Annotated in this window: 17 protein-coding genes; 8 read left to right on the top strand and 9 right to left on the bottom strand. The window is 66.2% G+C overall.

Annotated elements, in window-relative coordinates; translation table 11 throughout:
* Nucleotides 1-156: 156 nt before the first annotated feature.
* Nucleotides 157-2325: a catalase/peroxidase HPI gene (gene katG, locus Q8M85_RS07205; protein WP_305542202.1), complete on the bottom strand. Its 2169-nt coding sequence runs from the start codon at nucleotides 2323-2325 to the stop codon at nucleotides 157-159.
* A 154-nt stretch (nucleotides 2326-2479) separates the two neighbouring features.
* Between katG and Q8M85_RS07200 the strand changes: the two genes are divergently transcribed.
* Nucleotides 2480-3370, top strand: a complete 891-nt coding sequence (locus Q8M85_RS07200; RefSeq protein WP_305542200.1) for a hydrogen peroxide-inducible genes activator — start codon at nucleotides 2480-2482, stop codon at nucleotides 3368-3370.
* Nucleotides 3371-3446: 76 nt separating this feature from the next.
* Here the strand turns inward: Q8M85_RS07200 and Q8M85_RS07195 are convergent, their stop codons facing one another.
* A complete protein-coding gene (locus Q8M85_RS07195) occupies nucleotides 3447-4514 on the bottom strand; it encodes a dipeptidase (RefSeq protein WP_305542197.1) in 1068 nt (355 codons plus the stop codon).
* Between the two features lie 120 nt (nucleotides 4515-4634).
* Here Q8M85_RS07195 and Q8M85_RS07190 point away from each other — a divergent pair, with 120 nt between their 5' ends.
* From Q8M85_RS07190 to Q8M85_RS07175, 4 genes are all read left to right on the top strand, one after another.
* Nucleotides 4635-4997 (top strand): hypothetical protein, encoded by a 363-nt coding sequence (locus tag Q8M85_RS07190; RefSeq protein WP_305542194.1) that lies wholly within the window; start codon nucleotides 4635-4637, stop codon nucleotides 4995-4997.
* A gap of 111 nt (nucleotides 4998-5108) precedes the next feature.
* Entirely contained in the window at nucleotides 5109-5600 is a 492-nt protein-coding gene (locus tag Q8M85_RS07185) for a copper chaperone PCu(A)C (protein WP_305542191.1), read from the top strand.
* Between the two features lie 62 nt (nucleotides 5601-5662).
* Nucleotides 5663-6163 carry a TrmO family methyltransferase gene (locus Q8M85_RS07180; RefSeq protein ID WP_305542188.1) on the top strand — a complete coding sequence of 167 codons (501 nt, stop codon included), beginning with the start codon at nucleotides 5663-5665 and terminating at the stop codon, nucleotides 6161-6163.
* A 65-nt stretch (nucleotides 6164-6228) separates the two neighbouring features.
* Nucleotides 6229-7437, top strand: a complete 1209-nt coding sequence (locus Q8M85_RS07175) for an FAD-binding oxidoreductase (protein WP_305542185.1) — start codon at nucleotides 6229-6231, stop codon at nucleotides 7435-7437.
* A 7-nt stretch (nucleotides 7438-7444) separates the two neighbouring features.
* Here Q8M85_RS07175 and Q8M85_RS07170 read toward each other — a convergent pair whose 3' ends face one another.
* The 6 genes from Q8M85_RS07170 to Q8M85_RS07145 all read right to left on the bottom strand — a co-directional run bounded on the left by Q8M85_RS07170 (nucleotide 7445) and on the right by Q8M85_RS07145 (nucleotide 12450).
* Nucleotides 7445-7600 carry a hypothetical protein gene (locus Q8M85_RS07170; protein ID WP_305542182.1) on the bottom strand — a complete coding sequence of 52 codons (156 nt, stop codon included), beginning with the start codon at nucleotides 7598-7600 and terminating at the stop codon, nucleotides 7445-7447.
* A gap of 429 nt (nucleotides 7601-8029) precedes the next feature.
* Nucleotides 8030-9748 (bottom strand): methionine--tRNA ligase, encoded by a 1719-nt coding sequence (metG, locus tag Q8M85_RS07165; protein WP_305542179.1) that lies wholly within the window; start codon nucleotides 9746-9748, stop codon nucleotides 8030-8032.
* Between the two features lie 61 nt (nucleotides 9749-9809).
* A complete protein-coding gene (locus Q8M85_RS07160) occupies nucleotides 9810-10352 on the bottom strand; it encodes a cytochrome b (protein WP_305542176.1) in 543 nt (180 codons plus the stop codon).
* Between the two features lies 1 nt (nucleotide 10353).
* Nucleotides 10354-10923: a YceI family protein gene (locus tag Q8M85_RS07155; RefSeq protein WP_305542173.1), complete on the bottom strand. Its 570-nt coding sequence runs from the start codon at nucleotides 10921-10923 to the stop codon at nucleotides 10354-10356.
* 67 nt (nucleotides 10924-10990) lie between these two features.
* Nucleotides 10991-11743: an SDR family NAD(P)-dependent oxidoreductase gene (locus Q8M85_RS07150; protein WP_305542170.1), complete on the bottom strand. Its 753-nt coding sequence runs from the start codon at nucleotides 11741-11743 to the stop codon at nucleotides 10991-10993.
* A gap of 71 nt (nucleotides 11744-11814) precedes the next feature.
* Nucleotides 11815-12450: an ImuA family protein gene (locus Q8M85_RS07145; RefSeq protein WP_305542167.1), complete on the bottom strand. Its 636-nt coding sequence runs from the start codon at nucleotides 12448-12450 to the stop codon at nucleotides 11815-11817.
* A gap of 99 nt (nucleotides 12451-12549) precedes the next feature.
* Here Q8M85_RS07145 and Q8M85_RS07140 point away from each other — a divergent pair, with 99 nt between their 5' ends.
* From Q8M85_RS07140 to Q8M85_RS07130, 3 genes are read left to right on the top strand one after another with little or no spacing between them, the layout of a single operon-like run.
* Nucleotides 12550-13590, top strand: a complete 1041-nt coding sequence (locus Q8M85_RS07140) for an aldo/keto reductase (protein ID WP_305542164.1) — start codon at nucleotides 12550-12552, stop codon at nucleotides 13588-13590.
* Between the two features lie 57 nt (nucleotides 13591-13647).
* Nucleotides 13648-14223: a hypothetical protein gene (locus Q8M85_RS07135; RefSeq protein WP_305542161.1), complete on the top strand. Its 576-nt coding sequence runs from the start codon at nucleotides 13648-13650 to the stop codon at nucleotides 14221-14223.
* Nucleotides 14211-14699 (top strand): lipocalin, encoded by a 489-nt coding sequence (locus tag Q8M85_RS07130; protein WP_305542158.1) that lies wholly within the window; start codon nucleotides 14211-14213, stop codon nucleotides 14697-14699. The genes Q8M85_RS07135 and Q8M85_RS07130 overlap by 13 nt, the downstream gene beginning before the upstream one ends.
* A gap of 90 nt (nucleotides 14700-14789) precedes the next feature.
* On the opposite strand, the gene Q8M85_RS07125 is transcribed toward Q8M85_RS07130, so the two are convergent.
* Nucleotides 14790-15647 (bottom strand): helix-turn-helix domain-containing protein, encoded by an 858-nt coding sequence (locus tag Q8M85_RS07125; RefSeq protein WP_305543002.1) that lies wholly within the window; start codon nucleotides 15645-15647, stop codon nucleotides 14790-14792.
* Nucleotides 15648-15717: the final 70 nt, after the last annotated feature.

The following is a 15717-nucleotide window of genomic DNA, read 5'->3' as shown; positions in this document are numbered from 1 at the left end:
GCTTGGCGGCAAAACGCACAGGGGGGCCGAGTGGTTCCATGCACAGGAATAATTCTTTCCACCGAGTCGGTCGAGAGGTGGGGCAGGACCGACCACGGGAAATGGCGAACCGCCCGGACCGCAAGGGTCCGGGCGTCCTTGGTGCCCGGCGCGCGATCAGGCGCGCAGGTCGAAGCGGTCGGCTTCCATCACCTTGACCCAGGCCGAGACGAAGTCGCAGACGAACTTCTCGCGGTTGTCGTCCTGGGCATAGACCTCGGCATAGGCGCGCAGGATCGAGTTCGAGCCGAACACCAGATCCGCGCGGGTCGCCGTCCACTTGACCGCGCCGGTCTTGCGGTCGGTGAGGTCGTAGGCGTTGGTTCCCTTCGGCACCCACTTCAGCGCCATGTCCGTGAGGCCGGTGAAGAAGTCGGTGGTCAGCGCGCCGACGCGGTCGGTGAAGACCCCGTGCTTGGTCCCGCCGTGGTTGGTGCCGATCACCCGCATCCCGCCGATCAGGCAGGTCATCTCATGCGCGGTCAGGCCCATGAGCTGCGCGCGGTCGAGAAGCAGTTCCTCGGCCGAAACGGCATAGTCCTTCTTCATCCAGTTGCGGAAGCCATCAGCGACCGGCTCCAGCACCGAGAAGCTTTCAGCGTCGGTGTCCGCGTCGGTCGCATCGCCGCGACCGGCGTGGAAGGGGACCGTGACGTCAACGCCAGCAGCTTTCGCCGCGTGCTCGACACCGACGTTCCCGGCCAGCACGATCACATCGGCCAGCGAGGCCCCGGCTTCCTTGGCGATGGGGTTCAGCACCGACAACACGCGCGACAGGCGGGCGGGTTCGTTGCCTTCCCAGTCCTTCTGCGGGGCCAGACGGATGCGGGCGCCGTTGGCACCGCCCCGGTTGTCCGAGCCACGGAAGGTGCGGGCCGAATCCCAGGCCGTCGCGACCATGTCCGAGACCGAGAGGCCGGAAGCAGCGATCCTGGCCTTCACGGCGTCGACGTTCCACGAGGTCGAACCGACGGGAACCGGGTCCTGCCAGATCAGGTCTTCCTGCGGCACCCACGGCCCCAAGTAACGCACCTTCGGCCCCATGTCGCGGTGGGTCAGCTTGAACCAGGCGCGGGCGAAGGCGTCGCTGAACGCGGCCTGATCCTTGGCGAAGCGTTCGGAAATTTCGCGGTAGATCGGGTCGACCTTCATCGCCATGTCGGCGTCGGTCATCATCGGCATCACGCGGATCGACGGGTCCTCGACATCGACCGGCATATCCTCGGGCGCGATGTTGATCGGCTGCCACTGGAAGGCCCCCGCAGGGGATTTCACCAGTTCCCAGTCGTACTTGAGCAGCAGGTGGAAATAGCCGCCGTCCCACTTCGTCGGGTTGGCGGTCCAGGCGCCTTCCAGCCCCGAGGTGATGGTGTCGCGGCCCACGGAACGGGCGGAGTGGACCATCCAGCCAAGGCCGCCTTCTTCCAGCGCCGCGCCTTCGGGTTCGGCCCCGATGCGGGCGGCGTCGTTGTTGCCATGTGCCTTGCCGACCGTGTGGCCGCCAGCGGTCAGCGCGACGGTCTCCTCGTCATCCATCGCCATGCGGGCGAAGGTTTCGCGGACGTCCATCGCGGTGCGGGCGGGGTCGGGCTGGCCGTCAACCCCTTGCGGGTTCACGTAGATCAGACCCATGACCACGGCGGCCAGCGGGTTTTCCAGCGACGTGCGGTCTTCCTTGGTCGGATAGCGCTGGTCGGTCAGCCATTCCTTCTCGGAGCCCCAGTAGACGTCCTTTTCGGGATGCCAGATGTCCTCGCGGCCAAAGCCGAAGCCGAAGGTCTTGAGGCCCATCGATTCGTAGGCGACGGTCCCGGCCAGAACCATCAGGTCGGCCCAGGACAGGCGGTTGCCGTATTTCTTCTTCAGCGGCCACAGAAGGCGGCGGGCCTTGTCGAGGTTGGCGTTGTCGGGCCAGGAATTCAGCGGCGCGAAGCGGTGGTTGCCGGTCCCGGCGCCACCGCGTCCGTCGGCCATCCGGTAGGTTCCGGCGGCATGCCAGGACATGCGGATGAAGAGGCCGCCGTAATGTCCCCAGTCGGCCGGCCACCAGTCCTGGCTGTCGGTCATAAGGGCGATCAGGTCACGCTTCACCGAATCAAAGTCGAGCTTTTTCACTTCCTCACGGTAGTTGAAACCCGTCAGCGGATTCACCTTGGTGTCGTGCTGGTGCAGGATGTCGAGGTTCAGCGACTTGGGCCACCAGTCCATTACCGAAGTGTCGGTCGTGGTGATCGCCCCATGCATCACGGGGCATTTGCCCGTGCGTCCAACGTCATTGCCGTCCATCTTGCTCTCCCTGAACTGCATCCAAAAAAACGCTCCAAACGCCCGGTCCCGGTACCGGAGGGCGACTCGGATGCGTCATATCGTGGGTTATCGGTAGCACCCTCGGGCGATAATAGGAATTTTCATTTTCCTATCGCCGCGATATGCAGAGCCTATGACAAAGATCACCGTCAAGCATCTGCGGTATTTCGACGCGCTGGCCCGAAACCGGCACTTTGGCCGGGCGGCGGAGGCCTCGTCGATCTCGCAACCGGCGCTGTCGCTGCAGGTGAAGGAGCTTGAAGACATCCTGGGTGCGCCGCTGGTCGAACGGGGGGCGCGGCAGATCAGCCTGACCACGCTGGGCGAGGAATTCGCGCTGCGGGCGCGGGACGTGCTGCGGGCGGTGGACGAACTGGGGGCGCTGGCGCGGGCCTCGACGGGGCCGCTGTCTGGGCGACTGCGGCTGGGGGTGATCCCGACCGTGGCGCCCTATCTGCTGCCGCGTCTGATGCGCGCTTTGTCGGGACGGTTCCCCGACCTGGACCTGCGCCCGCGCGAGGCGGTGACGCCGAAGCTGCTGCGCGACCTGGGCGAGGGGCGGCTGGACCTGGCGCTGCTGGCGTTGCCGGCCGGAGCGCCCTCGCTGGTGGAGCATCCACTGCTGGAGGAGGAGTTCCTGCTGGTGCGGCCCGAGCGGGCGGCAGATCACCCGGTTCCGGCGCTGGAGGAGTTGCGGAAGATGCAGCTTCTGCTGCTGGAGGAAGGCCACTGCTTCCGGGATCAGGCGATTGCGGTCTGCAAGCTGTCGCCGGGGCTGACGGGCGACATCATGGAAGGCTCTTCGCTGGCGACACTGGTCCAGATGGTTGGGGCCGGGATCGGGGTGACACTGATCCCCGAGATGGCCGCGACAGTGGAGGGCCGTGCGGCCCCGGTCGTGCTGCACCGCCTGCGCGAGCCGCGTCCGTCGCGGACAATCGGCATGGTCTGGCGGCGGTCGAACCCGCTGTCCGACCGCTTTGTCGATCTGGCGGAGGGATTGCGCGTCGCACTTGCAGCGTAACCTCCTCGTGCGACTTCGTCTTCTCGTCGGAGCGGACCCCAGCGAGGAGTGACGAAGTCATCGACGAGCGGCCCGGTCAGGCCCCCCAGGTGCGTTCCAGAAGCCGCAGCCAGTTGCCATGTGCGATCTTGTGGATCAGTGTCTCGCCCAAGCCCATTTCCCGCATCGCGGCGATGAGGACCGGCAGACCTTCGACCCCTCCGATGTCCCGCGGCGTTGTCGCCCCGTCATAGTCCGAGCCAAGGCCAACACCGTCCTCGCCGGCCAGTTTCAGCAGGTGTTCGATATGGTGCATGACCGGATCAAGCGTCATCTCGGGGCTTTCGCGGCCATCCGGGCGCAGGAAGCAGGTGGCGAAGTTCAGGCCGACCATGCCGCCGGTCTCGCCGATGGCGCGCAGCTGGCGGTCCGAAAGGTTGCGGCTGGACGGTGTCACGGCATGGGCGTTGGAATGGGTGGCGACCAATGGGGCATCCGACAGCTTCGCCACGTCCCAGAATCCGGTCTCGTTCAGGTGGCTGAGGTCAATCATGATCTTCAGCGCGTTACATTCGCGCACGAGCGCCTTGCCAATGTCGGTCAGCCCCGGCCCGGTGTCGCTGGTCGATGGGAAACGGAACGGGACGCCGTGGCCAAAGATCGTCGGGCGACTCCAGACCGGCCCAAGCGAGCGCAGGCCCATCGCGTGATAGAGGTGGAGCGCGTCGAGGTTCGGGCCAATAGGCTCGGCTCCCTCGAAGTGCAGAACCCCAGCGACCGCACCCGCCGCAATTGCGGCGCGGATATCCGCGGCCGAGCGGCACCAGCGGAAGCGGCCACCCGAGACGCGCTCCATCCACAATAGGTGTCCCAGCATCTCGACCGCGACGGGCTGGGCCGCCCCGTGGTCGATCAACGCCGGAAGCTGCAGGTCGTAGGGCGGGTTGTCCATCAGGTCGTGATAGGCGGCGACGTCTTTGGTCTCGGGCGAGGGGATGTAGATCGCGAAGATTCCGCCCGCGAAGCCCGACGACTGCATCCGGGGAAGGTCAAGGTGCCCGGCCCCTTCGCCCTTCAGCCAGAGTTGTGCGCGGCTCTCGCCCGCGGCGGCGATCTTCAGGACGATGTCGTTGTGGCCGTCGAAGACAGGGACGAGGTCGGGCATCTTGGTAATCCGGGTGACTTGGGTTGCTGCCCCACTCTTTTCCCGACGCCCTGCCAAGGCAAGCCACCTGCGCCGCTTTGCCCGGTTGACCACGTCTTTTGCCCGGCCTAAGCCAGCACGATGCTGGTTCTCGTCGCTCAGCTTCGCCGGATGGTGCTTCTGGCCCTTCTCACCCTGTCGCTGGTCGCGACCGGGTTCGCGCATCGCATGCCCGATGCCGATGACCAGACCGTTGCGGCAATGCTTGCGGCCGGGGCCTCGGTCGCGGACATTTGCGGCACGGCGGGCGACGGCTCACGCCATGCCGATCCGCTGTGCCAGGCCTGCCAGATCGCGGGCGGCGCGGATTTGCCGCAGTTTTCGGGCCCGGTCCGTCCGGCAGCGCTACAGCTCTTGGCCGAGGTGACGGCTCCACGCGAAAACGTAAGGGCGGCTCGGGTCCTGGACCTGGCGCGGGCGCCGCAGGGGCCGCCGGTCGGCTGATCGCGGCCGCGTGCCCTTCTGGGTGCCGCTGCAGACCTCTCCGGCACCATTGGCCCGCCCGGTGCGGCGGATCACTCCCAACCCCTGCATGTCCCCCGAAAGGACCTGACCATGAAACGACTTATTGCATTTGCCACCGCCCTTTTGCTTGCTGCGCCGACCCTGGCGCACGAAATCATCGCGGGCGATCTTCAGATCATCCATCCCCACATCCCCCAGCCTGCGGCCACGGCGAAGACGGCCGGGGGCTACATGGCCATCGTCAACACCGGGTCCGAGGCAGACCGTCTGATAGGGGTGGACTCAGCCATCGCGGCCAAGTCCGAGGTGCATGAAAGCAAGGTCGACGCGAACGGCGTCGGCACGATGACCCATATCGAGGCGCTGGAGATTCCGGCCGGCGGGACCGTCAATCTGGAGCGGGGCGGGTATCATGTCATGTTCATGGGCCTGACCGGGCCCCTGATCGAGGGCGAGATGCACAAGGCCACGCTGATCTTCGAGAAGGCAGGCCCGGTGGAGATCGAGTTCCAGGTCGATCCGGCGATGGGCATGGCGGAAATGGATCACTCGACGATGGATCACGGCACCGCCAACGACTGATCTTGCATCGGGGCCTTCGGCGCATCAGCATGCCGCGACGCCAGAGGCCGGAGGCCCCCTGCATGACCGAGGCTTCCAACGGGAAAACCGTCCGTCCGGGCGAGGCCGCGCTGAGCTTCGACCCTGCCCGGATCGCTGACGATGCGCATCTGCGCTTCATCGGGCGGCTGCGGAGTCCCTGGTCGCAGGGCAATTGCCCGAAAAACCTGCGCGAGGCACGCGAGGCTGGCGGCAAGTTCGAGGCCGAGGTCGACCTGCCGTTCCGGCCAGGCCTGCTGGGGCTTGCGGCGGGGCAGGCCGTGATCCTGCTGTACTGGACCGGGCGGGCGCGGCGCGACATGATCGTGCTGAACCCGCCGCACCGCGCGGGCCCGACCGGAGTGTTCGCCCTGCGCGCGCCCGCCCGCCCGAACCCGATCGCAGTGGGCGTGGTCCGGCTGCGGGAGATCGACCGGGAAGCGGGCCTGCTGACCTTTGATGCGCTAGACGCCTTCGACGGCACGCCGCTTCTGGACATCAAGCCCTGGCTGCCCTCTGTCGATGTGCCGCCGCCGCAGGACTAGACCCCGCATTTACCCGGTCGGGAAGCTGCGCTACACCTGCGGCGCGCGCTTCAGGCAGGACGGAAATGCAGGGATTTCAGACGGAACCGGGTCACGGCAACTATGACGTGGTGATCATCGGCGGGGCGATCATGGGATCGTCGACAGCCTGGTGGCTGACGCAGATGGGCTTCAAGGGCCGGGTCCTGGTGATCGAGCGCGACCCGTCCTACGAGAAGGCCGCGACGACGCTGAGTTTCTCGTGCATCCGCCAGCAGTTCTCGACCGAGTTGAACATCCGCATCTCGCAGTTCGGGGCCGATTTCGTGCAGTCGCTGCGGCAGCGGATGGGGGGCGATCCGCGGGTGCCAGAGCTGAAGATCCAGAATTTCGGCTACCTTTACCTTGCGGACGGGGAAGATTTCGCCAGCGTCCTGCGCGCCAACCAGAAGGTGCAGGCGGCAGCGGGGGCGGGGACGCGGATTCTGACCCCGGACGAGATGCGGGCCGAGTTCCCGTTCATGGTGGTGGATGACCTGGTGCTGGGCAGCCTGAACACGCAGGACGAAGGCTACTTCGATGGTTCGACCGTCTTCGACTGGTTCCGACGCAAGGCCCGCGAGGCAGGGGTGGAATATGTCGCGGACGAGGTGATGGGGCTGGATGTCTCGGGGTCGCGGGTCTCGGGCGTTCGGCTGAAATCGGGCCGGACGGTCGGCTGTGGAACCGTGGTGAACGCAGCCGGGACCCGGGGGGCGAGGGTGGCGGCGATGGCTGGGATAACCATCCCGGTCGAGCCCCGGAAACGGTTCAACTGGGTGATCCAGGCGGCCGAGCCACTGGACCGGCCCTTGCCGCTGGTCATTGATCCGTCAGGGGTCTTCGCCAGGGAAGTGGGCGGAGGGACCTACATGGCTGGGGGCCATGCCGATGTCGACCCGGCGGTGGACTTCGATGATTTTGCGATGGACAACGATCTGCGGCTGGAGAAGATCTGGCCGACACTTGCCACCCGCATCCCGGCCTTCGAGGCGGTGAAGGTGATCAGCGAATGGGCCGGTCAGTACGATTACAACGTCCTGGACCAGAACGCGATCACCGGGCCACATCCCGAAATCGGCAACTTCCTGTTCCTGAACGGCTTTTCAGGCCACGGGCTGCAGCAGTCACCCGCAATGGGGCGGGCGACCGCCGAGATGATCGCGCATGGAGCCTACCAGACGCTGGACATGACCGAATTCCACTACGAGCGTATCGCCGAGGGGCGCGCGCTTGTGGAAGGGGCGATCATCTGAAGCGCGGTCAGTCGGACGCAATCAGGGCGGTCGGTGACTGAACAGAGATCAGGTCCTTGGGCGCGAATACGAATACCAGCACTCCACCATACACGGCAAGGAACAGGGCGACGGCAGCATAGGTTCTGAAGGGGCGGCTACGCGATTGCAGAACTTGGGTCATCTCGCGAGTTCTCCTGACATGGCAGCAAGTCGGGGGCAGCGACTCGGGTTTGATGGGCAGACACTACCATTGATATGCGTGGCGTGGCTCCCCAAGATTTCAGGATTGGCGGAATTTTGTTCCGCGGGTCCGCCGAAGTCGCAAAAATCCGCCCGACGCGGGGGTGTTTCTGCGGCTGCAAACGAACCTTTTTCCGCTGCGCGGCGAACGGACCAGCGCAGCTGCTGCGCGCGATTCGTCTCGGGGAACCGTCTTCCCGCAACTGCATGCAAACGCTGTGTTTCCGAAACGGAACCAGTGTCACACTGTCGAAGGACAGGCCCCGGGCAGACGGATGGCAGTGGCCCGCAAATCCTGGGCCGGGCGTGACGATCGAAGGCCGGTCCCCAGCCGCAGGATTCTGCACCTGCACGAATGGCGGAAAGTTGCCTAGGCTCTCACGCCGGAGAAGCGGCTCTGCCAATCAGCGCGCTCTTCGTCGGTGATCTTGCGGAACAGGTTCTCGGGCACCTGGAAGCGGTGACCAGCGGAGAGGGTCCGCATCGCGGCGGAGATGTCGGCCGGCCAGGTCCAGTCGACCGAGCCGACAGCCTTCATCATCGTGGCCGACGCATCGGGGATAAAGGGGGCCGACAGGATCGCGTAGACCCGGATCAGGTTAAGGGCGAGACGAACGATGGCCTGCGCCTGCTCGGGGTCAGTCTTGACCACCGACCAAGGGGCGGCGGATTGCAGGTATTCGTTACCGATGACCCAGATCGCGCGCAGCTCGGCGGCAGCCTTGCGGACCTCCATCTGTTGCATCAAGGCCGTGTAGTCGGTGATGCGCGCGCCGAGATCGGCGATGAGGGCGGTCTCCAGCGGGCCGAAGGTTCCACCGGCGGGGACGTCATTGCCGAACTTGGACACGGCGAACTTGGTCACGCGGGAGACGAGGTTGCCGAGGACGTCGGCGAGGTCCTTGTTCACTGAGGTCTGGAAATTCTCCCAGGTGAACTCGCTATCGCTCGATTCCGGGGCGTGCGACAAAAGCCACCAGCGCCAGTAGTCGGCGGGCAGGATCGACAGGGCCTGGTCCATGAACACGCCCCGGCCCTGGCTGGTCGAGAACTGGCCGCCGTCATAGTTGAGGTAGTTGAAGGACTTGAGGTAGTCGACCAGCTTCCACGGTTCCCCGGACCCCAGGATCGTGGCGGGGAACGAAAGGGTGTGGAAGGGCACGTTGTCCTTGCCCATGAACTGATAGTAGGTGACGTCGGACGCTCCCTTGTCGGTGCGCCACCAGCGTTCCCAGTCGGCGTCGGTCTTGCCGTTGGCGTCGGCCCATTCGGCGGTGCAGGCGATGTATTCGATGGGGGCGTCGAACCAGACGTAGAAGACCTTGCCCTCCATCCCCGGCCAGGGCTGGTCGCCCTTCTTGACCGGGATGCCCCAGTAAAGGTCGCGGGTGATGCCCCGGTCCTGCAACCCGTCGCCGTCGTTCAGCCATTTCTTCGCGATCGAGGTGGTCAGGATCGGCCAGTCCTTCTTGGAGTCGATCCAGGCTTCCAGCTTGTCGCGCAGGGCGCGCTGCTTGAGGTAGAGGTGCTTGGTTTCCCGGACTTCGAGGTTGGTCGAGCCCGAGATGGACGAGCGCGGATTGATCAGGTCAGTCGGGTCCAGCTGCTTGGTGCAGTTCTCGCATTGGTCGCCACGGGCGGATTCGTAGCCACAGTTCGGGCAGGTGCCGGTGATGTAACGGTCGGGCAGGAAGCGGTTGTCGTCGATCGAGAAGACCTGCTTTTCGCTGACTTCCTCGATCAACCCGTTTTCGGCCAGCTTGCCCGCGAAATGCTGGGTCAGCCGGTGGTTCCGTTGGCTGGACGACCGCCCGAAATGGTCGAAGGACAGGCGGAAGCCGCGCGCGATCTCGGCCTGGACGGCGTGCATCTCGGCACAGTAGGCCTCGACCGGCTTGCCCGCCTTGGCGGCCGCAAGTTCGGCGGGGGTGCCGTGTTCGTCGGTGGCGCAGATGAACATGACCTCATGCCCCATCGCGCGGTTGAAGCGGGCGAAGAGGTCGGCGGGCAGCTGCGACCCGACGAGGTTCCCAAGGTGCTTGATCCCGTTGATGTAGGGAATGGCCGAGGTGATGAGGATGCGTGCCATGTCTGCGCCTTCCGTGAGTCCGGCGATTGCTTAGCCCAAGCGCGGGGAAAGGGCTAGCCGCCTAAGCCTTGCCGCGGATCATCCGGGTGAGAGTCCCGTCCCCCTCCATCTCGCGCTTGAAGGCGGCAAGCATGTGGATGGTGAGAAGGCCGATGAAGACCTTGGTCAGACTGTCATGCAGGCGGAACCAGAAGGCCTCACCAACTTCGGAGGCATCGACCAGGGGCGGAACCGTCCAGCGGTCGGCGATCATCACGTCGATGCCGGTGGCTGAACTGCCGGCCCAGCCGGTCAGGGGAATGGCAATCAGAAGGGCGTAGATCGCCCAATGCGCGGCGCGGGCGGCCCAGAAGGCGGCGTTCCGGGGGCCAAAAGGGAGGGGCGGTGGGCTGACGATGTGCCAGGCGATGCGGGCGAGGATCAGGGCAAGGACGGCGAAGCCGATGGTCTTGTGCAGGCCGTAAAGCCAGAGGTTCGACAGCCCAGGTTCCATGTCGCTGATGCGCAGGCCAAGGGAGAGCTGGGCGATGACGAGGAGCATCATGGTCCAGTGGATGACGCGGGTGACGAGGCCGAACGCGTCGGGACCGTTGCGGAGGGCCATCTCAACCCTGCGCGTCGATGCGGGCGGTGATCAGGATGCGGACCTCGTCGCCCACCATGTCGGCCCATCCGGTCGCCCCGAAGTCGGAGCGGTTGACGCGGCCCGAAAGCGTGATGGTCAGGTGGTCGAGGTCATCGGGCGCGCTGCCCTTTGGGCGGAAGATCTGGGCCTTGAGGGTGACTTCCTTCGTGACGCCCCGGATGGTTAGGTTGCCGGTGACCCGGGCCGCGTCGCCCTCACCCCTGACCGATGTGCTGGTGAAGGTCATCCGGGGATGGCCCCTGGCGTCCAGCACCTTGGGACCTTTCAGCGCCTGGGCGGCAAAGGGGAAGCTGGCCTTTGCCCCGGTCACGTCGAGGGCCACGTCGATGGTGCAGTTCGCGACATTGGCGAAGTCGAGGCCGAGGTCGGCTTTTTCCAGCGGGAAGGACCCGGTGATGAGGTCCGGGCCAAAGTCGGTCTCGAAGGCGACGGTCGAGTTGGCCGTGTCGATCCTGTAGGCGACGGTTCCGGCTTGCGGGGCAGAGGCCATGCCGAGGACGAGCAGGGTGGCGAGGACGAGGCGTCGCATGGGGCCCTCCGGTTGGCTGCGGTGATGCTAGCACCCGGAGGGCAGAGGTCAAAGTCAAGCCGTCGTGCTATTGCGCGCAGTAGCCGCCGTCGACCAGGTGGTAGGAGCCGGTGATAAAGCTTGCCCGGTCCGACAGCAGGTATTGCGTAAGGTCCGCGACCTCTTCGGACCGGCCGAGGCGACCGATGGGGTGCGCACCGATCAGTGCCTCCTTGGCGCCGGGGGGCAGGTTGCCGAGAAGCGGCGTGTCGATGAAGGCCGGGCCGATGGCGTTCACACGGATGCCCTTGGCGGAATATTCCAGCGCGGCCGCGCGGGTCAGGCCCAGAAGCGCGTGCTTGGCGGCGGTGTAGGCCGAGGCATTGGCAAAGCCGACCGAGCCGAGGATCGAGGCGATGTTGACGATTGAGCCCCCGCCCGCGTCCAGCATCGTCGGGATGGCGTAGCGCATGCCATAGAAGACAGAGTTCAGGTTCACGTCCATCACCCGGTGCCAGCCTTCGATGGTGTATTCGCCGGTGGGCAGCATCGGCCCGCTGATTCCGGCATTGTTGACCAGAAGATGCAGGCCGCCACCCCAGTCGGCGGCCTCGGCTACCAGGCGTTCGACGGTGGGGGCGTCGGCCACGTCGCCGCCGGTGGCACGGGCCTCACCGCCGGTCTGGACGATGGCCTCGGCCACGCGGGCGGCGGCATCGCGGTTCAGGTCCTGAACCAGAACCTTTGCGCCGCTTGCGGCCAGACCTGTGGCGATGGCGGCGCCGATGCCGGAGCCCGCGCCGGTGACAAGGGCTGTCTTGCCGTGGAAGGTGATCTCCATCTTCGTCTCCTTGCTCTGGGGTCCTGGAAGCAAGTCACAGGTGGGCGAGGGGTTCCATGATCGAAGTCAAGTCAGAGGTCGGGCAGGGCGCGGGGTTCAAGCTCTTCGTCTTGGCGCCGGATGCGCAGAGACCAGCTGGCGGGGGGCAGAAGGCGGGCGCGCAGGCGGGTAAGGGTGAAGCTGTCCTCGTCCGACCACAGCAGCGCCCGGCTGGGGGCAGGGGCCATGTGCCAGCGGCTTTCCACCCCCTGCGCGCCGCCCTGGCCCGGCAGGAGGATCAGGCCCAGGGGTGGGGTGGCTGTGTCACGGCGCGCGGTCTCGGCCCCCGTCTCGGCCGCCAGGTGCAGGCGGCGGGTGGGGGTCAGGGCGGGGGGCGCGAGAAGCTCGGCGATGACAAGCGGGGCCGCGCCAGAGCGGAGCGATTCCTCGGCGGCCCAGAGAAGACCATCGTCGCGCTGCGCCTGGACGACGATCAGGCGCGACGGGTCGGCGAGGGACTGCAGGCCCGCTGCGTTCAGCCGTTCTGTGGCCCAGCCGGGGCGAATCCAGATCACCGGGCCGTGGCCTTTGGCCATGATCCGTGCGGCCAGCATCAGACGCGATGGGCCGCACAGTTCATGCACTCGACCCCGGTGCAGGGTCAGGCCCCCGGCCAGCGGTTGCTGCGGCTCGGCGCGGCGGCTTTGGTGGTGGATCGGCAGACTCATGCGGAAAAGCTAGCGTGTTCGCACAATGTTCTCAAGCGTGGGTCTTTGCCCTGTCACGGAACCGGCCTAGCTTTGCCGGCAACCAGAAGGAGTTTCCCGATGCAGACCCTGACCCTTGGCAAGACCGGCCTGACCGTTTCCGAGCTGTGCCTTGGCACGATGACCTGGGGAACCCAGAACACCGAAGCCGAGGGCCATGCCCAGGCCGACATGGCGGTGGAGGCGGGCGTGACGTTCTGGGACACGGCCGAAATGTATCCGGTCAACCCGGTCCGCGCGGAAACCGCCGGGCGGACCGAAGAGATCATCGGGACCTGGCTCGCCTCACGTGGGGGGCGGGACCGGATCGTGCTTGCGACCAAGGTGGCGGGCAAGGGGCCGATCCTGCGGCCGGGCGAAGTGACAACGGGGGCGGTGATGCGGGCTGCGGTCGATGCCAGCCTGAAGCGACTGCAGACGGACTACATCGACCTTTACCAGCTGCACTGGCCGAACCGCGGGAGCTACCACTTCCGCCAGATGTGGCGCTATCAGCCGCCGAAGCTGGACCGGGCGGCCGAGACCGCGAACATGACCGACATCCTGACTACGGCGCAGGCGTTGGTGACCGAAGGCAAGATCCGCGCCATCGGCTTGTCGAACGAAAGCGTCTGGGGGGCAGCGCGCTGGCTGCATCTGGCCGACACGCTGGGCCTGCCCCGCATGGCGACGGTGCAGAACGAATATTCGCTTCTGTGCCGCCAGTTCGACACCGACTGGGCCGAGCTTTCGGTGATCGAGGACATGCCGCTGCTGGCCTTCTCGCCCCTGGCGACCGGGCTTCTCAGCGGCAAGTATGCGGGCGACGTGATCCCCGAAGGTTCGCGCCGCAGCCTGAACCCGGATCTTTCGGGGCGGGTAACGGCGCAGGTCTTCCCGGCGGTGGCGGCCTATCTGGGGGTGGCGGCGCGACACGGCCTTGATCCCTGCCAGATGGCGATCGCCTTCTGCCGGACGCGGCCCTTCCCGACGATCCCGATCATCGGGGCAACGACGCTGGGGCAGTTGCGCACCAACATCGGCGCGGCGGGGGTCACATTGTCGTCAGAAGTGCTGGAGGACATAGCGGAAACCCACCGGGCCTACCCCGCGCCCTATTGACGGGACTTGCGGCGCGGGGCGGATCAAGGCAGGTGTTGGCGCGAACCGGAGAGCCTCATGCCCCGCAAGCCGTGCCGTCTGACCCTTGTCGCCGTGCTTCTGTGTGCCACGGGATTTCTGGCCGCCTGTCAGACTGGTGGCCTGGGCGCTGCGGGCAAATCGCCGGACAGTGTCACCACCAACGCGGTGGTGGGTGACCCCATCGAGGTGACAGCCCTGGATGCACCACCAGGCGAAGCGGTCGCTCCTGGTGCTGCGGAAACTGCCAAGGCTGCAGGGACCGAAACCGCCGCCCCGCAAGCCGCTTCGGCGGCTGCGGCCGCGTCAGCGCCAGCAGAGGTCGCAGCGAACCCGGCGCCGCAGCCCGACCTGGCCCAGACGCCGGTGACGCCGAAGTCGGAACAGCAGCTGGCGTGCGAGAAAAGGAAGGGCCGCTGGGCGCGGGTCGGCAAGGGCGAGGGGCGGGCCTGCGTCTTCCAGACACGGGACTCGGGCAAACGCTGCGAGCGGGAAAGCCAGTGCGACAGCCTCTGCCTTGCGCGCTCGGGAACCTGCGCGCCGTTCAAGCCGATGTACGGCTGCAACGAGATCCTGCAGGACAACGGTGCGCGGGTGACCCTGTGTCTCGAATAGCTTTGGCGCTGGCCCTTCTGCTGGCGGGTTGCTCGGCGAAAGTCCCGGCACCGCCGGCCTTTCGGGCCGCGGGTGACCCGATCTGGTCGGCTGCGGCCTTCCAGCCCGCGCAAGTCGCGGGGACCTGGCGTCAGGTGGCGGATTTTCGCACGGCGGGGGCTTGTGACGCGGGCTTAGTCGAGATCACTCCGACGTCCGAAGGACTTCAGCTGCGCGGGACACTGTGCCTGGCAGGGAAAGCCGAAGCGGTTTCGGGCACTGCGCCCTTGATTGGGCCGGGACGGCTGCGGGTGCAGGGAGAGGACTGGTGGGTGATCTGGGTCGACGTGGGCTATCGCACGCTGGCCATCGGCACGCCGTCCGGCCGGTTCGGGATCATCCTGGACCGAGGCGCGATCCCGGCGGACCGGCTGAATGCGGCACGGGAGATCTTCGATTTCAACGGCTACAGGACAGAGGCGCTTATGGCGCTTTGAGCCGCCGCTCGTCGATGACTTCGTCACACCTCGCTTGCCTTGGCCTGTAGCCCCCTTTGCGACGAGAAGACGAAGTCGCACAAGCAGCGGTCAGCGGACCCGGGCGAGTAGTGTTTCCAGATGCGCGACCATGTCACGCGCGCCAACTTCCGCCTCGCGGACCAGAAGGTCGAAGTGCTGGGTGATCGTTTCCACGCGGGCGCTGTCGCGAAAGGCGAGGTAGTGACGGCCAAGATAGATCACCGCAAGCAGGGGCCCGAAGATGGTGACCGGGGCGGAAAAGAGCTTCCTTGCGTCAAAAAGGCAAAGGCGCAGCGAGGGGTAGAGTTGTTCGCACAACGTCATCAGGTGATGCAACTGGGCGCGGCGGATGTCGGCGCTTAGGCCATCGTAATAGCCCGATGCGGTGGCGAAGGCGGCAAGCTCGTGCATCGGCAGCGCGATCTCGTAATCGGACCCTGCGCCACGCATCCAGCGCAGACGGTCCTCGAAAGCCCCGATCGCCTGTTCGGCGGTGCGACCGAGTTGCGGCTCGTATTCCCATTCCACCACGGCGCGGGTCTTCAGCATGTCGGGTAGGGTCGCCGGGACATGGCGGATCTTGTAGCCTGCCGCCTCCTGGTGCCAGCCGAAGATGCGTTCGTCGATCAGCGCACGGGGAGCCTCGGTCAGGGACAGCGAGGCGGCCAGGAGATCCGCGATGGGTTCGGGGCGGCCCGACAGGCCCAGAAGCCAGTCGGCGCTGATCCCCAAAGCCCGTGCGCAGTCGGCGGCAAGCTGGGCGTTCGGCATCCGGGTTCCGTCCTGCAACAGCGCCGAGATGGTCGAGCGATCAACGCCGGTCTGCCGGGCAAGTTCGGCCTGGGTCATCTTCCGCGCCGCCATCGCCTCGGCCAGGCGAGCGCGGAACTGGGGAGCGCGGTCGCGTTTGTCGATTTTATCCATCAGGTGCAGTTTATCCGAAACAGGTGATGGGTAAAGTTTACAATATCCCGAATTCCGGTCCCCCTGCGGATTT

Origin of the sequence: Tabrizicola sp. (assembly GCF_030694085.1) — a bacterium.
GTDB lineage: Bacteria > Pseudomonadota > Alphaproteobacteria > Rhodobacterales > Rhodobacteraceae > Tabrizicola.
Note: the sequence above shows the minus strand (reverse complement) of the source record. Positions and strands in the feature narration are given on the sequence as shown.